Below are 17,253 nucleotides of genomic sequence, written 5' to 3'. Positions count from 1 at the left end.
TTACTCCCCAAACTCACAGCAAACTTGACCATCAGAGTCGATAGCAAGAGTGATTTGGCGTAATGGCTTTTTTCGAGCAAGTGCCAATAATATTTGAGATGAAAACGCAGGTTTTAATTGATGATTAATAACGGCATCAATATTTCGAGCACCAGTTTCGGTTAAGGTGCAGCTTTGAGCGATGTGATGGGCAATGGCTTCATCAAAATCTAGCGTAATGTCTTGTTGTAGAAGCTGAGTTTGCAGTTGGTTTAATCGAATAGTGACTAAGGCCTCCATGCTATCTAGCTCTAGTGGGAAGAAAGGAACCACATTCATTCGACCAACAAGTGCAGGTTTAAAGTATTGATTTAGTGTTGGGCGAATGGCTTTGGTTAGCTCGGCTGTGGTTGGCTTTTCTTCGTGGCTGCACAGGGCTTCAATTTGGTCTGATGCCAAGTTAGATGTCATTATAATAAGCGTTTGTCTAAAATTGATTTCTCGGCCTTCACCGTCATTTGCCACGCCTTTATCAAAGATCTGATAGAAGAGATTCATTACTTCTGGATCGGCTTTTTCAACTTCATCAAGTAGAACCACAGAATAAGGTCGTTGACGTACCGCTTCCGTTAATATCCCGCCTTCACCATAACCAACATAGCCAGGAGGGGAGCCAATAAGGCGAGAAACCGTGTGTTTTTCTTGGAACTCAGACATATTGATGGTGGTAAGAAATTGTTCACCGCCATACATTAGATCAGCGATTGCTTGTGCGGTTTGGGTTTTTCCCACACCACTTGGGCCGACAAACAGAAAAACTCCCGTTGGGGCATTGGGGTTATTAAGACCTGCAGCCGTAGCTTGAATGGCTTTTTCTAATGCAATAACGGCTTGATCTTGGCCTTTAATTTGTTCTTTAAGTTGGCGTTTTATGTTCAGCACTTGCGTTGCTTGACCGCGTTGTAAAGTGCTTAATGGTATTCCTGTCCAATGAGAAACTACCTCAGCAACAAGAGAAGGACAGGTTTCATAATTGACCAGAGAGCCCGAAGTCTGAGCATCAGTGAGTTGCTGATAAATTTCTTGTTGATTGCAAACTAAGCGTTCACGTTCTGCTTCTTCATCACATTGTGCAATATCGATTCTCGAAGTCAGTAAGGCTTCTGCTAGCTCTTTTTGCTCGCACCATTGCTGTTCTAGTTCGTTTGCTTGCTGCTGCGTTTGGACTAAGGTGTCTTCAAGGCGAGTGATGAGGCTTTCTTCGATATGAATCCCTGCTTGTTTGTCTCTTACAACGCAATCTAATTCTCGCTGGGTAATTGCAATGGTATGCAAAAGCGCTTCTAACGGTTCTGGTTTGGCTTTTAGGTTGATCTTTACTCGTGCGCAAGCGGTATCGAGAAGGTCAATGGCTTTATCTGGTAATTGACGTCCACTAATGTAACGAGCGGACAATTCAGCGGCGGCAATAATGGCATCGTCTCGTACATAAACGCCGTGACTCTCTTCATAGCGTTCAGCAAGTCCACGTAAGATGGTGACGGCTTGTTCTACGCTAGGTTCAAGAACTTTCACAGGTTGGAATCGACGAGCTAAAGCAGGATCTTTTTCAATGTATTTTTTGTACTCAGACCACGTCGTTGCGCCAATGGTTCGTAATTCACCACGAGCGAGCGCCGGTTTTAATAAGTTTGCCGCATCGTTACTGCCTGCTTGGCCACCTGCACCAATTAAGGTATGGGCTTCATCAATGAAAAGAATGATAGGACTTGGACTTTCTTGAACGGCAGTAATAACGAGATTTAGACGACGTTCAAACTCACCTTTAATGCTTGCGCCAGCTTGTAATAGGCCTAAATCTAACGAAAGAAGAGAAACATTTTGCAAAAGATCAGGAACTTCACCGTGTGCTATTTTGATGGCTAAGCCTTCGACTAATGCCGTTTTACCAACTCCCGCTTCGCCAACAATCATCGGGTTGTTTTTACGACGACGAGCTAAAATGTCGATCATTTGTCTGATCTCACTGTCTCGGCATAATACTGGGTCGATTTTATCTTCTTTAGCAAGTTGGGTGTAATTGGTAGTGTAGGCCTCTAGCGCACTTTGATGCTCATGATTTGTGTGTTCGTTTTGAGTTACAGAGTCGATAAGGCCTTCGACTTGCTGCTTAAGAGAAGATGCTGGAATAACACTTAATTCACGATAATAAGGAGTGTGGCCATATTTGTTTGGGTGTGAAAGTAGGGTTAATAACAAATTAGCAGCCAGTACCTCTGATAACTTCATTTCAAGCATGGAATACAAATAACTTTCTTGTAGCCACTCAATCAGAGCAGTGGAGAGAACTGGGTGATTGCTTTCAGATACTGTACTTTTTCGTCCGTGTTGTAGCGCTTCAATTAAACGTTCGCTTGATACTTGGTATTGCTGACATGCTTTATTCCAAAAACTTTGCGGGTTATTAAGCGCTGCTAGGATGAAATCCTCACACAGTACCTCGTTTCCTCCACGAGCCACACATAATTGAGCTGCTTGCTCTAGCGCTAAGTGGGATTCTTTGTCTAAGGTCTTAATTAATTGAGGTAATTCTACGTTAATCATAATGTCTTCCCTGAAAGTGTAATACGCCCTTCATTCGCACTTGAACCTAGCCAACTCGTCCAACCTAAGCAGCATTCATTGCTGTCTGATAGGGTCAATGGACGGGGTTCGTCGTCTTTTAAATGAAGTTGAATATCGAAGTCGAGTGGATCTTTTACGGTAAATTGCACTAATCGATTTAGAGTAATCCAATTGGGTTTATCGGTTAAAAATGAATGAAAGTGTTCCCATGTCAGTTGAGTAATATGAATTCTAAATTTATTCGCACGGTCAGGTGCACTGTCTCCAAGCACAACATTACTAGAGAGTGAGGAATTCATTACTCCTAATGAGCACAGCTGTTTTTCTGGTATATGGCAGTGACGTAAAATACATTCTTCAATGTGAATATCAGAATGCTGAAAGTAATAACGCAATAAGGCTTCGATGGTGTTTGCCGATCGAACACGCTGGCTGAGTAACCCTAAATATGGAAACAAACGAGGCCAATTTATTGATTTGTCGTCACGTAACTCTTCGCTTTTTAGCCCGAGTAAGGCAAAAATATGTTGAGAGAATGGATCATCTGCCCCTTCTCTAAATGCGGCGTTATAGCGGTATTTTTGCCATACATTTCGAATAAGGCGGTGAAGACGATGATGAAAAATATCGAGAAATGGTTTAAGAACATTGTGTTCATCTTGCAATAAATAGTCATTGTAATAATGAGGCAGAGGGGAGGATGCCCCAATCAGCGACAGCATATTTAAAGTCATGATGATTTTTGGTAACCCATCATTATGGCTTACAACCGACACGCTTTGGATTTCTCGCGGAGCAAAGCCCTGAGAAGGATTAGCAATAAATTGTATACGCTCATAAGCGTCATCGTGAGATAAATCATAATGAGAACAAAGTTGATAGCACACATGATCAAGCGCTTTCATTAATGATAAATGACCAATATTCTCAACCGAGATATTTAGTGCAAGTGCAGATTCAACAGTCATTGATGGTAGCGAGTTAATGACTATTGGTGCTGCTTCTTCAGTTAGATAAGAGGTTGCTGTCCCATTCGTGGTTGCCATGAATAGTCTCCTCCATCTGTACTTGTCACGTTAAGTTGATTAAATGAATTCATACTGGTGTAGAGAGACAGGAATTCATTGATGACGGTTGCGAAGAGATAAAGCTCACCTTCACATAAAAAATGCTTACTGTTGAGATGTAAATGGGTATTCATGGCACGAACAGGCGCCCCTTCATACAACATATCACTTGGTTTTGTGGTGATGTCCTCAATGCCATCAATTAAACGTTGATGTTTTTTTCCCTTAGCGTCGTCTTGCTGACCTGCAAAGTCGTAAGCTAACAAAATGCGTTTAAATGCTTCTGGTTTGGTTAATGAGAGATAATTAAGTGACATGTTTGAGATCAGTGACCACAATCCGTCTTTTTCAATCGGTGGCGTATAACAAGGCGTAACTGCACGTACATTAGTAAATGTCACCGAACCTGTGGTTTGGGATGTGGTTTCTGTAATGGAGTCTATTGCTAATCGTTGAGCTAATGGGCCATTACACGCAGTAACAGACAGTGACACGGTCACGTTATTAGTAAAGGTATATTGAGAGCGAAAGGATAAATAGGTATCAAAATGCCCATTCACAATGTTCTTTTCTTGTCGAATGCTGTAATAATTCGAGTGTTTATTTTTATCATTATGTTCAAATGATTCAAAGTGATAAAAATGGATTCGCCCTTTTTGACCAGGGTTCCATCCTTGTACCTCTTCAATAGATAAAATCGTGCTATTAGCATCAGTAAATGATGCAGGCGTAATTTTATATTGATCTTTACGGTGGGTAAGTAAGATCGGCTGCGTATCCGTTTGAAATGAATTAGCAATTGGTGTGCAAAACAATTCGGGCTTTATACGGTTCGCATAAAATGGTTGCTGAGTAAGGCTAGCAATGGTGAAACGGAGATCTATGTATTTACACCCTTCACTAAACTGAGCTGGCCAAAGAGGAAGTTCAGTTAAGTCAATGTAGTAATACTTTTCTGGATAACAAAAAAATTCTTGGATATGTCGATAGCCCTCGAACGTATTCAGAGGATAATCAAACAAGGCTTGATCTGAAGAAAAACCAACAGATTGAATACTGTCTACTGAGAAAGTAGAACGATTAATAAGAGTATTATCTTTGTCTAATGCACAAAACTCAGCTTGAGTAGTGGTTGAGCAAAGTGCCATGATTAAAGCAAGGCTGCTGGCTTTATCACCGTTAAAGTGAACTTTAAGCTGTTTCATATTAAGAGAATGCAGTGTAACCCCAGATGGAAGCTCTAACCGGAGCTGATATATCCCGCCATTCCCGTTTGCAATAAATGATGATGAATGAATTGAAATTGGGTACACGTCGACGTCATAACAGGTCTTAAATTGACACTGAACCCCTTCAATGGGCTGGCTTAATACTTCGGTACCACGCTTAATTAAGGTTTTTTGTGTTAGTGCATCGGTTGGTGTGAATTTTAAGGTACTCATTGCGGGTAACGCTTGCACGTAATTGGGCCATAAGAGTCGCATCAATGAATGGGTTAGCTCTGGCAATTGATTATCTAAACGTTGATGTAAACGACCAACTAAAAAAGCAAATCCTTCAAACAGACGCTCAATATCTGGATCTAACCCTTCTTGACCAAGAAAAGGAGCAAGGGCAGGGTTCTCTTCAGAAAAAGATTTTCCTAGCTCGCGTAAGGCCACTAATTCAGAATGATAATACTGCTCAAAACTCATGCTGCACCTTGCATTGGATTATTCGTGGTAAATGAAATTGGGACTATTTGACCATTTAGAATTACGTCTCCTTGAATATCAAAATACAAATGCAGTGGGCTGTGTATGTCCCCTAGGTAGCGTACTTGAATATTGCTAAGGCGAGACTCATAACAAGTGATGACACGTTCGACTTCTCGCTTCACATGCAAAATGGCATCGTGAGGAGTCATATGGGACATATTAAGATCTGGTAGACCTAAGTCAGGTCGAATTAGTGCCGCTCCTTGTCGTGTTGATAGCAGTTGTGCAACGTGCGCGCGAATAGACTCAGTAATCGCATGAGTCGTTGATGCTTGGTTGTACTGTGTTGTTCCAGTTAGTAGCCGTTCAAATAAACGTTGTGATGCCATGTGTCATTAATCCATTAATGCGTGATAGTTGGGTAAAACTATCTATACTCATAAAGCTTTCTATACTTATAAAGTTTTCTGTACTTATAAAACTCTCTGTACCCATAAAAAACGAATGTATGAGCACAGAGAAATAGGGTTACTCTTGATCCAGTTTACCAACCAGTGACAACGTAAAATCAGAACCCATGTATTTAAAGTGAGGACGAACCGAAAGATTGACTTTGTACCAACCAGGGTTTCCTTCAACGTCCATAACTTCAATGTTTGCTGCGCGCAGCGGCCTACGACTACGAACTTCTGCTGGTGGATTCTCTTGGTCTGCAATATATTGGCGTATCCAAGTATTTAACTCTTGCTCTAGATCGGTACGCTCTTTCCAACTGCCAATTTGTTCGCGCTGTAATACTTTTATGTAATGAGCAAGGCGGCTAATAATGAAAAGATAAGGAAGCTGAGTACCTAAACGGTAATTTAACTCGGCGGTTTTACCTTCTTCGGTATTACCGAAAAATTTGGCTTTTTGCACTGAGTTTGCAGAGAAAAACGCCGCATTATCCGATCCTTTTCGCATGGTTAGTGCGATAAACCCTTCTTCTGCTAATTCGTATTCTCGGCGATCTGAAACCAAAACTTCAGTTGGGATTTTAGTTTCAATGTCACCCATGCTTTCAAAATGATGCAGAGGTAAATCTTCAACGGCTCCTCCAGATTGAGGGCCGATGATGTTTGGACACCAACGGAAATTTGCAAAGCTGTCAGTAATACGTGACGCCATCGTAAAGGCGGTGTTTCCCCATAAATAATCTTCGTGCGTGGCAGAGACATTTTCATGATAATTAAAGGTTTTTACCGGGTTCTCTTCTGGGTCATATGGTTGACGTAATAAGAACCTTGGTAATGTTAAACCAACAAAACGTGAATCTTCTTGCTCGCGGAAGCTTTGCCATTTTGTGTATTGTGGGCTTTCAAAGTGATCACTTAGATCTTTAAGATCAGGAAGACCTTCAAATGACTCTAGACCAAAGAACTTAGGTCCAGCAGCAGAAATGAAAGGGGCATGAGCCATTGCTGCTACAGACGCCACATTTTGAAGATTTTTAATGTCAGGCGCAGAAGGGCCAAAGTCATAATTACCAATGATAGCACCAACAGGTTGCCCACCAAATGTGCCAAACTCATTAGTGTAGACGTGCTTATAAAGCCCTGATTGAGTGATTTCAGATGCATCTTCAAAGTCCTCTAATAAATCGTTTTTAGACACATTAATGACTTCAATTTTGGTGTTTTCACGGAAGTCAGTGCGATCAACTAATAATTTTAAACCGCGCCATGCTGATTCGAGTTGCTGGAAAGCAGAATGGTGTAATATCTCATCAACTTGAGTCCCTAAGCGTTGATCAATTTCGGTGATCATCTTGTCAATTAATGCTTTTTTAACTGGTTCTGCTTGGTTGTGTGGCTTTAATAGTTCTTCAATAAAAGCACTAACACCACGTTTAGCAATACCATAGGTCTCGTCTTCTGGTGTTAAGTTTGTTTGAGCAACAATTTGGTCAAGAAGGCCAGCAGTCGTTTCATTTTGCGCCTCTTGCAATGTACTTGTTTCTGACATGAATTATTCCTTTTCTGTTGCTAAACCAAGTTCGTTTAAAAGCTTCTCGCGGGCAGTTTCATCCACTAAGGCGTCTTCAATCGCTTTTCTAAATGCAGGCACATTACCTAGCGGTCCTTTTAACGAAACAAGAGCTTCACGAAGGTCCATTAATCCTTTAAGTTCGGGTACTTGTTCTACAATACTTGCAGGATCAAAATCATTAATATGCTTAAAAGAGAGATTTACAGGGATCTCATCGCTACCTTCTTCGCCTTCCTGTAGCTGGTTTTTAACACCAAATTGAATATTCAGGTTTTGTTTTTCAATTACATCGTTAAAGTTGTTTTTATCAACACTAAATGGCTTTCTATCTTCGAGCTTTCGCTCATCTTCTTGTTGAGTAAAATCACCAAGCACCATCATCTTGAGTGGGAGTTCAAGTTCTTCGGTTGCATCACCAGTCGCTGGTTTGAATGTCACATTTACACGCTCTTTTGGCGCAACAGATCCATCTTTTGACATGGGGTCTCCTAGTTTTACATTGTATATCAGTAGGTTAGTGTTTTTGGTTTAGCTGAGAACTCGCATTGGATTTAGACAACAGAGTCGTTCACGTAATTGAGCCATTACGGCTTTATCTTGTTCTTTTACTGGCTGTTGGTTTTGGCATGATAACCAAAGCTCTAATAAACGTTCTTCAAGTACCGGATCCCAATCTCTCAATACTGACCCTGAAAATTTAGTATCGAGCCAGCGAAGTAATGGAATAGCTAAATCAAATTTTTTTGCATGAGATAACAGCTTGGCTTGAGAAAACTGCCAAAAGAAAGCCTCTCTTGCAGAGCGTGAATGATGATGGCCTAAGATAAGTGGGTGTAACGCTTCACTAAGAGAGGATTGAAGTAATTGTTCTTGTGCGTCTCTGAGTGTTGAATCCCATTCACTTTTTGTGTTGCTTTCGATAAAAGAAGATTGAGAAGAAACTGGTGTTGATTTGGCTTCAGAGCACTGCTGCTCTAACCATGCTTTGGTAGAAGCATTGGCAAATTCAGAACCGTCATCAAATTTAAGAGTAATAATATCAGGTGTTTTTTTGAGTAATAAAGTGAGCTGATCTATGACCGATTGTGCTGCGTCATCATGTTTTAATTCGGTAAGGATTTCCCATACCATGAAATGGCCATCGAGCCAAAAAGGGGATTTCGAGAGGCTCTCTTCTATTTCAATTAATAGCTTAGAATGGTTTGCTTCGTTTTTTAGTTGCTGAAAGTGCTGCTGTCTAGCTTGAGGGACAGGTTTTAACATAGTTACTTTACTGTCATTACTCGCAGGAACCTGTGCAATGGTAAGCCAAGTTAGTGTTCTATTTAGTTGATAGACTTTTTCATCATTGATTCGCTGGTTTAGCCAATATTTAGATAAGGAACGAGCGACATCTTGTAGGTGACGAAGTGCCTTATTTGCATCTCTGTCATTAGTAATTTCGGTTTGTGTAAATGATAGAGATGCATCGCTAGCTACTGCTGTTTTTTTCTCGATTTTTTGAGAGGGAACTGGGGCATCTGGGATGTCTTTGAGTATCGATGATTTTAATCGTTTCTTATGTGTTTTTAATTGATTAATGATAGATGAAACATTATCAGTATTAGACTCAAAAATAGTGGAAATAGTAGTTTCTAAATCAGAAAATAAAACAACAAATTCATCAATAGATTCTATTTTATCAATATGATTTATTAGCTCTTTTGCTATCTCATTTATTATATTAACACTTTGGTTAATAGATGAATATAAACGTTTCTTTCTGCTAGGAAATACATCGGATTTATATTTAATAATAAAACTGTTAATTATAGGGGTAAGTACAATAAGTTCTTTAGTTAATCCTTCTTTTTGAATAGACAATAAAACCCAGTAAATTAATCGATAATCTTTTGTTTGATTTTCCAATAGATTCAATGAGTTACCGCGAACTAGTGACCAGTCCGTTTTGCTAGTAGCAAACAGATTAGTCGAATTACTTACTTCATTTTCGATGGCTTCAAATTCAGATTCATAAGATAGATCTGTGCCAAAGCGATTCTCTCCTGATATATCAGTGAGAATATTATTATAAGAATACATATTCACCCTAGCCAAATGATGTGATTCAAGAATATTATTAAGTTTTTTATTATTATATTTTTTATTTATATACTAATGATAAATGGCTATGGGATATTAAGGAAGGGTAATAATTCGCGATGAAAATTAATTGAGAAATAGATCTAAGTTTTATGTAAATAAATTAAATACATCTATTTCACCTGGCTCACTATTGAGAGTGATGACTCATAAGTGAGATGATTATTTATTTGTTTTTAAAATCATTAAGTACGATTTCTAATGCTTTTACTGCAATGTCTTTTTTTACTTCGTTACTTTCTAATAGGTAAATTAAATCGACAGCAAGTTTAATTTCATCTGGAGCATTATCGAGTGGGCTAGTTGGTGTTTCTTGTTCAATGCTAACGTTAGTTTCGATATCATCGTTAATTGCTTGTTCTTTAGTCATTTTGCTCTCGATAAGTAATTTGTTGTTCTAAACGTTTCATGGCTTCTTTACAGCGTTCTAATCGCTTTTCTGTGGTAAGAAGTGTTTTTTGTAAACCTTGCTGCTGAGAAAAAGAATGGCAGTTATTTATGGCGTGCTCTTGCTCTCTAACCATTTGAGTTAGTCGGCGTTCCCATTCTTGATGCTGAGCCAAGTCTTGATACATGTCACTAATCGGCTTTTTGTAGCTGCCTTTTGGCCTTGGTTCATTTGAACGGATACGTTGAGTTGCCACCTCTCGTTGAATTGCTTCTATTTGTGCGACTAGCATTTGTGTTAAATATTCGGCACGTTGGGCTGTGAGGATACCTGCTTTTTCTTCTCGTTGAATTGACCCAAGCGTTGATTTAGTTTCGTTGATGCAAGGAACAAGGTAACGACTGCGGCAGCCAAATAATCGCTCATCAAATAAGGGTAATCGCTGTTCACCTCGGCGACGATCAATTTCTGTAGCCGTTTTCCCTAGCTGTTCAAGCATGATTTCAATAGAACTGAAGTTTGTCATTGTATCCTCTCAATTTAGAACCATGCATCCAGCGCAAGTTTAGCCGCTAAGATACAGACAACAGTAACAAAAACAGGGCGAATAAATTTAGAGCCAAATCGAATTGCAGAATGAGCACCAATAAAAGCGCCAACCATTAAACACACCCCCATAGTTAATCCGAGGGCCCAATTAATATGCCCAAGAAAAGCAAACGTGATTAATGAGGTTATATTACTGGTAAAGTTCATTGCTTTGGCTAAACCAGAAGCAAGTAATATATTTAGACGGTACATAGCCATGCTGCTGACTGTCCAAAATGCTCCAGTACCAGGGCCAGCAACGCCATCATAAAACCCAAGAGTTAAGCCTTGAATGATTTGTTGTTTTTTTAATGTGGGTGTTTTTTCAGGTAATTGGTTCTGTTCTGATGTGACGCTTTTAGGCCAAATAGTATATAAGGCGGCGGCTAAGATAATAAGAGGTAAGCCTTTTTCTAACCACTCTGTAGAAATATAGTTAACTAATAGAGTGCCAAAGGTTGCCCCAAATAGTGTGGCGATAAAAGAAGCCTTCCAAAAATTTGGGTCAAATAATTTTTTTTTGAAATAGGTAAGTGCGGCTGTTGATGAGGCAAACGTAGCGGCCAGTTTGTTAGTACCTAAAGCAATGTGTGGTGGTAATCCAATAGATAATAACGCAGGTACGGTTAACATTCCGCCACCGCCTGCAACCGCATCGATAAATCCAGCAATAAAAGCAACCAACCCTAAAATAAGCAGGGTACTTGGTTCAAGAAATTCCATATAAACTCTTAATTATAAGTATAGGTAGAGTCGCCGTTCAATTAGCGACAATCGTTAGCAGTAACAGGTAAAAATACAGTTTAAGTAAAAAGAAGAACCTTTACTCTATCACTCTCTTAAAAGGAGGTAATGCATCTAAAAGCGCTTTGCCATAACGTTTAGTTATAACGCGGCGATCAAACAGCACAACTCTACCAGAATCTTCTTCTTTACGCAGTAAGCGTCCAACAGATTGGATCAATTTTTTACTCGCTTCTGGAACGCTGATCTGCATAAATGGATTGCCACCTCGGCTTTCAATATATTCAGAATGCGCTTCTTCTACCGGTGAAGTAGGAACACCAAATGGGATCTTAGTGATGATTAAATTGGTGAGTAGGTTTCCAGGTAAATCTAAGCCTTCAGAAAAACTTCCTGTACCAAATAAGATGCTGATTTTATTTTCCTCACAAAGCTTCTTATGCTTTTTTAAGATCTCTTGACGAGACTCTTGACCTTGAATCAATAAACTCCAACCGTGTTTCTTGGCTATTTTTTCAATGCCTTCTGCGACTTTGTTCATTTGCCAATAAGAAGAGAACAAAACTAAGCTTGAGGTTTGATCAGCAAGATAAAAAGGTAACTCTTCAATTAATAAATCCGTAAAACCGGGAGCAGAAGGCTCCATTGGAAGTTTTGGAATAACCAATTGTGCGTTTTCTTGATAATTAAACGGAGAAGCTAAAGAGAGAAAACGAACGCCATCTTCTGGCCTCTCTGAAATTCCAGCTTGCTTACAGAAGAATGAATAACTGTTAAGCGCGCGCATAGTTGCTGAAACAATAACAGCACCAGCAGCACGACTCCAAAGATTTTGTTCCAATTGCCAACCGACTTCCAGCGGAGATACATTAATGACAGTGTCACTTTCTCTGTCTTTACTTTTCTCTAGCCAACGAGCAAGTGGTGCGCCTTTATCGCTGTTAGGCTTTGCCATTAAGAACCAGACTTGAGCTAAGTTTTCTAATCGTTGCAGATAAAACCCCATTTCTGCTAATGCAGGCTCTGCCATTCTTGGTGCTAGTTCTCCGTCTTTCATTCGTTCGGATATTAAATCACTGATCTTGGCTAATGCTTGATTTGCTTTGGTTGACACCTCTTTTAACTCTTTTGCTTGTTCAGCGAGCCAGGTTGGAATTTCACCGTGCTCGAAACGATAAATACCATCATCATTAAAGAGTGTCGGATCAAACTGTTTACTTAGCTGATTTAAAGAGGGGATAAGCTCTTGTAGATTTTCATGCAGTGTATTTTGAAAACGATTCACTCGCTTCTGATCGGCAAGATTACAAAATTTACTGACCGATTTATTTAATGACTCTAGCCAAGAAGCTGTGCCTTTTAAACTTGCAGCAGCAGAAGAGTGCTCACGTGCTACGTTAGGCAAGTGATGGGCTTCATCGAATATATAGATGGTTTGCTCTGGCTCAGAAAGTACCACTCCACCGCCCAAGTCGATATCGGCCATCACAAGGCTGTGATTTGCGATCACTACATCCGCTTTATCCAGATGCTCTCGTGCTTTCTGAAAAGGGCAATCTCGATGCATTGGTAAACCGTTATGGCAGCTGTATTTATCAGAGACAACATTTTGCCAGATAGAAGAAGGTACTGTTGTTGGCCAACTGTCGATGTCTCCATCCCATTTACCTTCAGAATGTGCTTTATACATTCTTCTCAAAAGATCTAAATCTTTCTTTTTAGGTTTTTCTGTAAACAAAGCTGTCTGTTTATCTTCTTCGTGATTCGTTTCTACCAATAGAGCCAGTTTATGGCTACAGCAGTAACGCTGTCTTCCTTTTGCAATAATAAAAGAGAAGGGAAGTGGTGAGATACGGCGATAAAAAGGCAAGTCTTTATGAGCGAGTTGTTCCTGTAAGGCAACGGTTGCCGTAGAAATGACCACTTTCTTATTGTTCAGTTTGGCAAAGGGAATTGCACTTAGTAGGTAAGCTAAGGATTTGCCAATGCCTGTCCCTGCTTCTGCCACAATCATGCGATGTGTATCACTGTATTCACCTGCAAGTGATTTAGCGATTTCTGCTACTAAATAGTTCTGTGCACGGCGAGGTATGAAACCTGGTAATTGATCTTGTAGTGTTTTATAGCTTTCGCGGATGCAATCAGTAACAGCTTTGTTCAGCATGATGAGCTCTAGTGAAGATAAAAAACTATTGTAGCACGCGTTATCTAATGTGATCTCCTGCAAAGAATGCATTCTTATGTATTTAAATCGAGATACACGTCACGAAAATAAGATGAACTTATATTAAAGTTCTAAATGTTAATTTTTAGATTTGTGATTATGGTTGTTTATCTTCATTTGTTGGTTTTTTACTCTGCGTGAAAACTAATTCCACCTGTATTTCAGAATTAAATTCTTTTGCGCTAAGAAATAAATATTTACTTAAACTTTCATTTTAATGTGTGTTATGTGTCTAAAATACCCATCAAACGGCATAACTCTTTGTTTTTATTTAATTTATGTTTTTTGAGTTAAATTTACATGCATCGTTGACATGGAAGGAAAGATTTTGCAAAGTAGCACTCGACATTCAGAAGCGCTGATTAATCACACAGTTAGATGTGCTGGTCAGTGAAGAATAAAATTACATAAATACATGGAACCGGAAATCGGATTTCCAAATCTTTAAGAAAAGGCAGTGGATTATTATGAAAAAGACTCTTTTAGCTTTAGCAGTTATGACAGCAGCTTCAGGCGCAAATGCATTTGAACTTTACAACCAAGATGGCACATCAGTTTCAATGAAAGGTGAAGTAGATATTTACTTACAGACATCAGAAATTGATATGAAAGATAATAGCCTTGATTCAACTCAAGATGCTCACATTTATACTTGGGCGTACACTCAAATTGATTTTGAACATAAAATTAATGATTCAGTAACTGCTTTTGGTTCTTTTGAGATTGAAGGTGACGGTAACTCTGCTGCGGCCTTCGATGATGTAGTTGCTGGTTTTAAAGGTAATTTTGGTAAAGTTTCTCTTGGTGAAACTGGTTCTTCTTACGGCGTACTAGAAAAAACTGAAGTTTCAAATGAGCAAGTTGAATTTGATGTGGTTTACAACTCATCAGAGTCTAAAGGTAAAGGTGCTCGTTATGAAATTACAGTTCTTGAAAGCCTAGCTCTTTCAGCTGATTTACAAACTCGTACAAACTCTGGTGATAAGGGTGAGAAATCTGATTATGCACTTTCTGCTGACTATACTTTTGGTGACTTCTCTGTTGCAGCAGCATACTTGGATTCAGGTAAAGTAAACAAAGCAGATAAAGGCGGAAACGCATTTGGTGTTTCAGCATCTGCAGATATTTCAGATCTTTATGTAGCAGCTACGTTTACGTCATATGAAGGTCAGGGCGATGTAGGTGTTTCTGGTGGTAATAATGATAATGTTAAATTAGAGTTAGGTAACCACGAAGGTACATCAATGGGTATTGCTCTTGCGTATACAATTAACGATGCTCGTATCTATGGTGCTTACCAGATGATTGATGCAGATAAAGATATGGACGGTAATAAACTTGATGCAGAAGGTACTAACTTCTATGTTGGTGCTGATTACGCAATTATCTCTAACCTGACTGCATATGTTGAATATGGTCAAGCTGAGATTACGGGTAAAGATGTAATTGTAACTAAAGACGGCTCTGTATCTAATGTAACAGCGGGTATCTACCTAAGCTTCTAATATTAGACAATTAATCTGATATACTAAAGCCAGTGAGTTTTCACTGGCTTTTTTTGTATTAAAAGGATTTGAAATGAAATACATAACTATATTGGCATTAACGCTTAGTAGCTCTTTTTCTGCTAATGCGGCATTGTTGGAAGTTGGTAATGGGATTGAAATTTCTGTTATTAATGGTGAAAAGGTTAAAAACGACAGTTCTTATGAATTGATTAAAGGTCAGAACCAGTTAGCGATACAGTTTTCTGGCAGCTTAAATAAATCCGGTAAAAGGGAGCATTTTTCAACCGTACCATATTTAGTTGTTGTTGATGTTCAAGAGGATGACCTGAACCTAGAGCTAGTATCAAAAAAATATAGTGTAATAGACAAAAAAGTAAGTAGTGCTCAGCCTATTTTTCAATTTAATACCGATAATGAGTTACTAAATAGTGAGCAAGTAATTTTACCTCCAGCAGATAGCTTTTTACCTTATGGTAATATTCAGGAACTTGTAACCACATACAATAATGAAAGGGGACTAGTATTTGACAGCGGTAAGATCCGAGAGTTAAAAAAAGAATTAGCATCGGTTAATGAAAGCTCAAAACTGGAAAATAGAGAGTCGGAAAACTCCTTACAGCTTAAACTTTGGTATAGTCGAGCTAATGAAGAAGAGCGCAAGGCCTTCCAAAAATGGATCATTGATCACAATTAATTTTTAGCCTTTCTTATAATACCTGTCTTTTTATTCCGCTATTTGAAAAAAAATTAGCGGAATAAGCACTTTTTTTTACCTTGCATCTTTTCTCTATTTCTATTTATAAATGTTAAAAAATAGCTCTGGCTGGTTATTGTGCATTTATCTTTATTTATATTTTATATCCTCTTGTTATAAGCACTTAGTGCGATTGGTTGTGTTTTTATTTGTGTGGGTATTTATGTAAATTTATGTTTTCTAGTTTGAGCTCGATCACGCTTTTATGTTTTTATTTATAACTTACTGTATTTCATCTCTTTATTATTTTTTACTTTCCTTGACTTTGCGCGTTGACACAATGAGGAATCTTTAGCAAAGTAGCGTCCAGAAACAGAGATGCTAACAAGTCGCACGTTAGATGCAGCTGTAGCGTTTCTAAAATAAAGGGAACCGGAAATCGGATTTCCAAATCTTTCTAAGAAAAGGCAGTGGACTTAATATTATGAAAAAGACTCTTTTAGCGCTTGCAATCGCAAGTATCTCAGCTTCAGCTTTTGCTGTTGATACAAGCAGCCAAAACAGCAAAAATGATGCAATGTTTGCATTTGACCCAATGCACAAAGACCAATTCTCAGTATCTGGTTCTGTTGGTGTTGGTGGTTACTACGACACAGGTTCTAAAGCATTTTATGATGATTGGGCTACTGGCCTAACTCTAGCAGTTAACTACCGTAACAACCGTATCGTTGGTTATTTTGAAACTGATCTTATGCTTCAATACACAACTGATAATAAAACTTCTCCAATTCTTAAGAATGGCTCTGAATTTGCAACTAATGTTGATAAAGCATGGTTAGGTTTTGATACTGGTGTTGGTATCGCATCTTTCGCATGGGCTAATGATACTGCTCTTGATGCTGTTGATGGCGCTGGCGACAACACATACGAGTTTGGTGCTTCTGCTGGCAATGCGTCTGATGCATTTAATGTAGTTAAATTCCAAGGCTCTACAAGTGGTTTCGCATACGGTGTGTCTTACTTTGAAACAGAGGCTGTACACACAGCGGCAGATAAAGGCGTGAATGGTTACGTGGGTATCGAGCAAGAAATGTTCAACGTATACGCTGGTTACGAAACTCGTAACGAAGCTGACTATGATGTAGCGACTGTTACTGGTAATGTTAAATTAGGTGCAGTAAAACTAGGTGCTAACTTCTGGATTGAGAATGGCGATTCAGATGACCTTACTGGCACAAATGCATTTGATAAAAAGAATACTGGTTACTACTTGTCAGCAGGCTACGCTCTTTCTGAAGACCTAACTTTGGCTGCTGGTTATGCTGCTAATACAGTTGAAAAGAAAAATCTTCAAGATCTTGACCAGTCTTACATGAACGTTGCAGCGATGTACACAATGGCGAAAAACATCGATATGGGTATCGATATTAAGCAAGAGCTTGACATGGGCGAAGGCAACGACGAAGAAACTCACGTATTCGCAGCTGCTTACTACTACTTCTAATCACTTGATTTAAAGTAAAGTATTCGATTAAGCCAGTCTTGATGACTGGCTTTTTTTCGTCTGTA

The 17,253-nt window shown here is 39.0% G+C and carries 14 protein-coding genes; 3 read left to right on the top strand and 11 right to left on the bottom strand.

Features of this window, described 5'->3' with window-relative positions:
* The 11 genes from tssH to dinG form a co-directional block, all read right to left on the bottom strand.
* Positions 1-2,583, bottom strand: a complete 2,583-nt coding sequence (gene tssH, locus PVK70_RS11120; RefSeq protein ID WP_130048272.1) for a type VI secretion system ATPase TssH — start codon at positions 2,581-2,583, stop codon at positions 1-3.
* Positions 2,580-3,650, bottom strand: coding sequence for a type VI secretion system baseplate subunit TssG (gene tssG, locus PVK70_RS11115; RefSeq protein WP_130048271.1), 1,071 nt, complete (start codon positions 3,648-3,650; stop codon positions 2,580-2,582). The genes tssH and tssG overlap by 4 nt, the downstream gene beginning before the upstream one ends.
* Positions 3,614-5,365, bottom strand: a complete 1,752-nt coding sequence (gene tssF, locus PVK70_RS11110) for a type VI secretion system baseplate subunit TssF (RefSeq protein ID WP_130048270.1) — start codon at positions 5,363-5,365, stop codon at positions 3,614-3,616. The genes tssG and tssF overlap by 37 nt, the downstream gene beginning before the upstream one ends.
* Positions 5,362-5,757 carry a type VI secretion system baseplate subunit TssE gene (gene tssE / locus PVK70_RS11105; RefSeq protein WP_130043302.1) on the bottom strand — a complete coding sequence of 132 codons (396 nt, stop codon included), beginning with the start codon at positions 5,755-5,757 and terminating at the stop codon, positions 5,362-5,364. Before tssE ends, tssF begins: the two co-directional genes overlap by 4 nt.
* 139 nt (positions 5,758-5,896) lie before the next feature.
* The gene (gene tssC / locus PVK70_RS11100) at positions 5,897-7,372 is read right to left on the bottom strand and encodes a type VI secretion system contractile sheath large subunit (protein ID WP_130048269.1); all 1,476 of its coding nucleotides are present in this window, start codon (positions 7,370-7,372) and stop codon (positions 5,897-5,899) included.
* Positions 7,373-7,375: 3 nt separating this feature from the next.
* Positions 7,376-7,876, bottom strand: coding sequence for a type VI secretion system contractile sheath small subunit (tssB, locus tag PVK70_RS11095; RefSeq protein WP_130043304.1), 501 nt, complete (start codon positions 7,874-7,876; stop codon positions 7,376-7,378).
* 48 nt (positions 7,877-7,924) lie between these two features.
* Positions 7,925-9,478, bottom strand: a complete 1,554-nt coding sequence (gene tssA, locus PVK70_RS11090) for a type VI secretion system protein TssA (protein ID WP_130048268.1) — start codon at positions 9,476-9,478, stop codon at positions 7,925-7,927.
* Positions 9,479-9,704: 226 nt separating this feature from the next.
* Complete coding sequence (rsmS, locus tag PVK70_RS11085; RefSeq protein WP_242504789.1) at positions 9,705-9,860, bottom strand: pleiotropic regulatory protein RsmS; 156 nt, start codon at positions 9,858-9,860, stop codon at positions 9,705-9,707.
* A gap of 40 nt (positions 9,861-9,900) precedes the next feature.
* Positions 9,901-10,452: a primosomal replication protein gene (locus PVK70_RS11080; protein ID WP_130048267.1), complete on the bottom strand. Its 552-nt coding sequence runs from the start codon at positions 10,450-10,452 to the stop codon at positions 9,901-9,903.
* A 14-nt stretch (positions 10,453-10,466) separates the two neighbouring features.
* Positions 10,467-11,237, bottom strand: a complete 771-nt coding sequence (locus PVK70_RS11075) for a TSUP family transporter (protein ID WP_130048266.1) — start codon at positions 11,235-11,237, stop codon at positions 10,467-10,469.
* 100 nt (positions 11,238-11,337) lie between these two features.
* On the bottom strand, positions 11,338-13,422 hold the full coding sequence (gene dinG / locus PVK70_RS11070; RefSeq protein WP_130048265.1) for an ATP-dependent DNA helicase DinG: 2,085 nt from the start codon (positions 13,420-13,422) through the stop codon (positions 11,338-11,340).
* 527 nt (positions 13,423-13,949) lie between these two features.
* On the opposite strand from dinG, the gene PVK70_RS11065 reads away from it, so the two are divergent.
* The 3 genes from PVK70_RS11065 (at position 13,950) to PVK70_RS11055 (ending at position 17,188) form a co-directional block, all read left to right on the top strand.
* On the top strand, positions 13,950-14,987 hold the full coding sequence (locus PVK70_RS11065; RefSeq protein WP_130048264.1) for a porin: 1,038 nt from the start codon (positions 13,950-13,952) through the stop codon (positions 14,985-14,987).
* Positions 14,988-15,060: 73 nt separating this feature from the next.
* On the top strand, positions 15,061-15,684 hold the full coding sequence (locus tag PVK70_RS11060) for a DUF2057 family protein (RefSeq protein WP_130048263.1): 624 nt from the start codon (positions 15,061-15,063) through the stop codon (positions 15,682-15,684).
* A gap of 484 nt (positions 15,685-16,168) precedes the next feature.
* Positions 16,169-17,188 (top strand): porin, encoded by a 1,020-nt coding sequence (locus tag PVK70_RS11055; RefSeq protein ID WP_130048262.1) that lies wholly within the window; start codon positions 16,169-16,171, stop codon positions 17,186-17,188.
* Positions 17,189-17,253: the final 65 nt, after the last annotated feature.

The organism is Aliivibrio sp. A6 (assembly GCF_028765505.1).
Classification (GTDB): Bacteria; Pseudomonadota; Gammaproteobacteria; order Enterobacterales; family Vibrionaceae; genus Aliivibrio; species Aliivibrio finisterrensis_A.
This window is presented reverse-complemented; position numbering and strand designations above follow the sequence as displayed.

What these genes read in the sequence shown, in the direction of transcription:
- tssH (WP_130048272.1), bottom strand. Translation starts at nt 2,583, where the DNA reads ATGATTAACGTAGAATTACCTCAATTAATTAAGACCTTAGACAAAGAA.
- tssG (WP_130048271.1), bottom strand. Translation starts at nt 3,650, where the DNA reads ATGGCAACCACGAATGGGACAGCAACCTCTTATCTAACTGAAGAAGCA.
- tssF (WP_130048270.1), bottom strand. Translation starts at nt 5,365, where the DNA reads ATGAGTTTTGAGCAGTATTATCATTCTGAATTAGTGGCCTTACGCGAG.
- tssE (WP_130043302.1), bottom strand. Translation starts at nt 5,757, where the DNA reads ATGGCATCACAACGTTTATTTGAACGGCTACTAACTGGAACAACACAG.
- tssC (WP_130048269.1), bottom strand. Translation starts at nt 7,372, where the DNA reads ATGTCAGAAACAAGTACATTGCAAGAGGCGCAAAATGAAACGACTGCT.
- tssB (WP_130043304.1), bottom strand. Translation starts at nt 7,876, where the DNA reads ATGTCAAAAGATGGATCTGTTGCGCCAAAAGAGCGTGTAAATGTGACA.
- tssA (WP_130048268.1), bottom strand. Translation starts at nt 9,478, where the DNA reads ATGTATTCTTATAATAATATTCTCACTGATATATCAGGAGAGAATCGC.
- PVK70_RS11080 (WP_130048267.1), bottom strand. Translation starts at nt 10,452, where the DNA reads ATGACAAACTTCAGTTCTATTGAAATCATGCTTGAACAGCTAGGGAAA.
- PVK70_RS11075 (WP_130048266.1), bottom strand. Translation starts at nt 11,237, where the DNA reads ATGGAATTTCTTGAACCAAGTACCCTGCTTATTTTAGGGTTGGTTGCT.
- dinG (WP_130048265.1), bottom strand. Translation starts at nt 13,422, where the DNA reads ATGCTGAACAAAGCTGTTACTGATTGCATCCGCGAAAGCTATAAAACA.
- PVK70_RS11065 (WP_130048264.1), top strand. Translation starts at nt 13,950, where the DNA reads ATGAAAAAGACTCTTTTAGCTTTAGCAGTTATGACAGCAGCTTCAGGC.
- PVK70_RS11060 (WP_130048263.1), top strand. Translation starts at nt 15,061, where the DNA reads ATGAAATACATAACTATATTGGCATTAACGCTTAGTAGCTCTTTTTCT.
- PVK70_RS11055 (WP_130048262.1), top strand. Translation starts at nt 16,169, where the DNA reads ATGAAAAAGACTCTTTTAGCGCTTGCAATCGCAAGTATCTCAGCTTCA.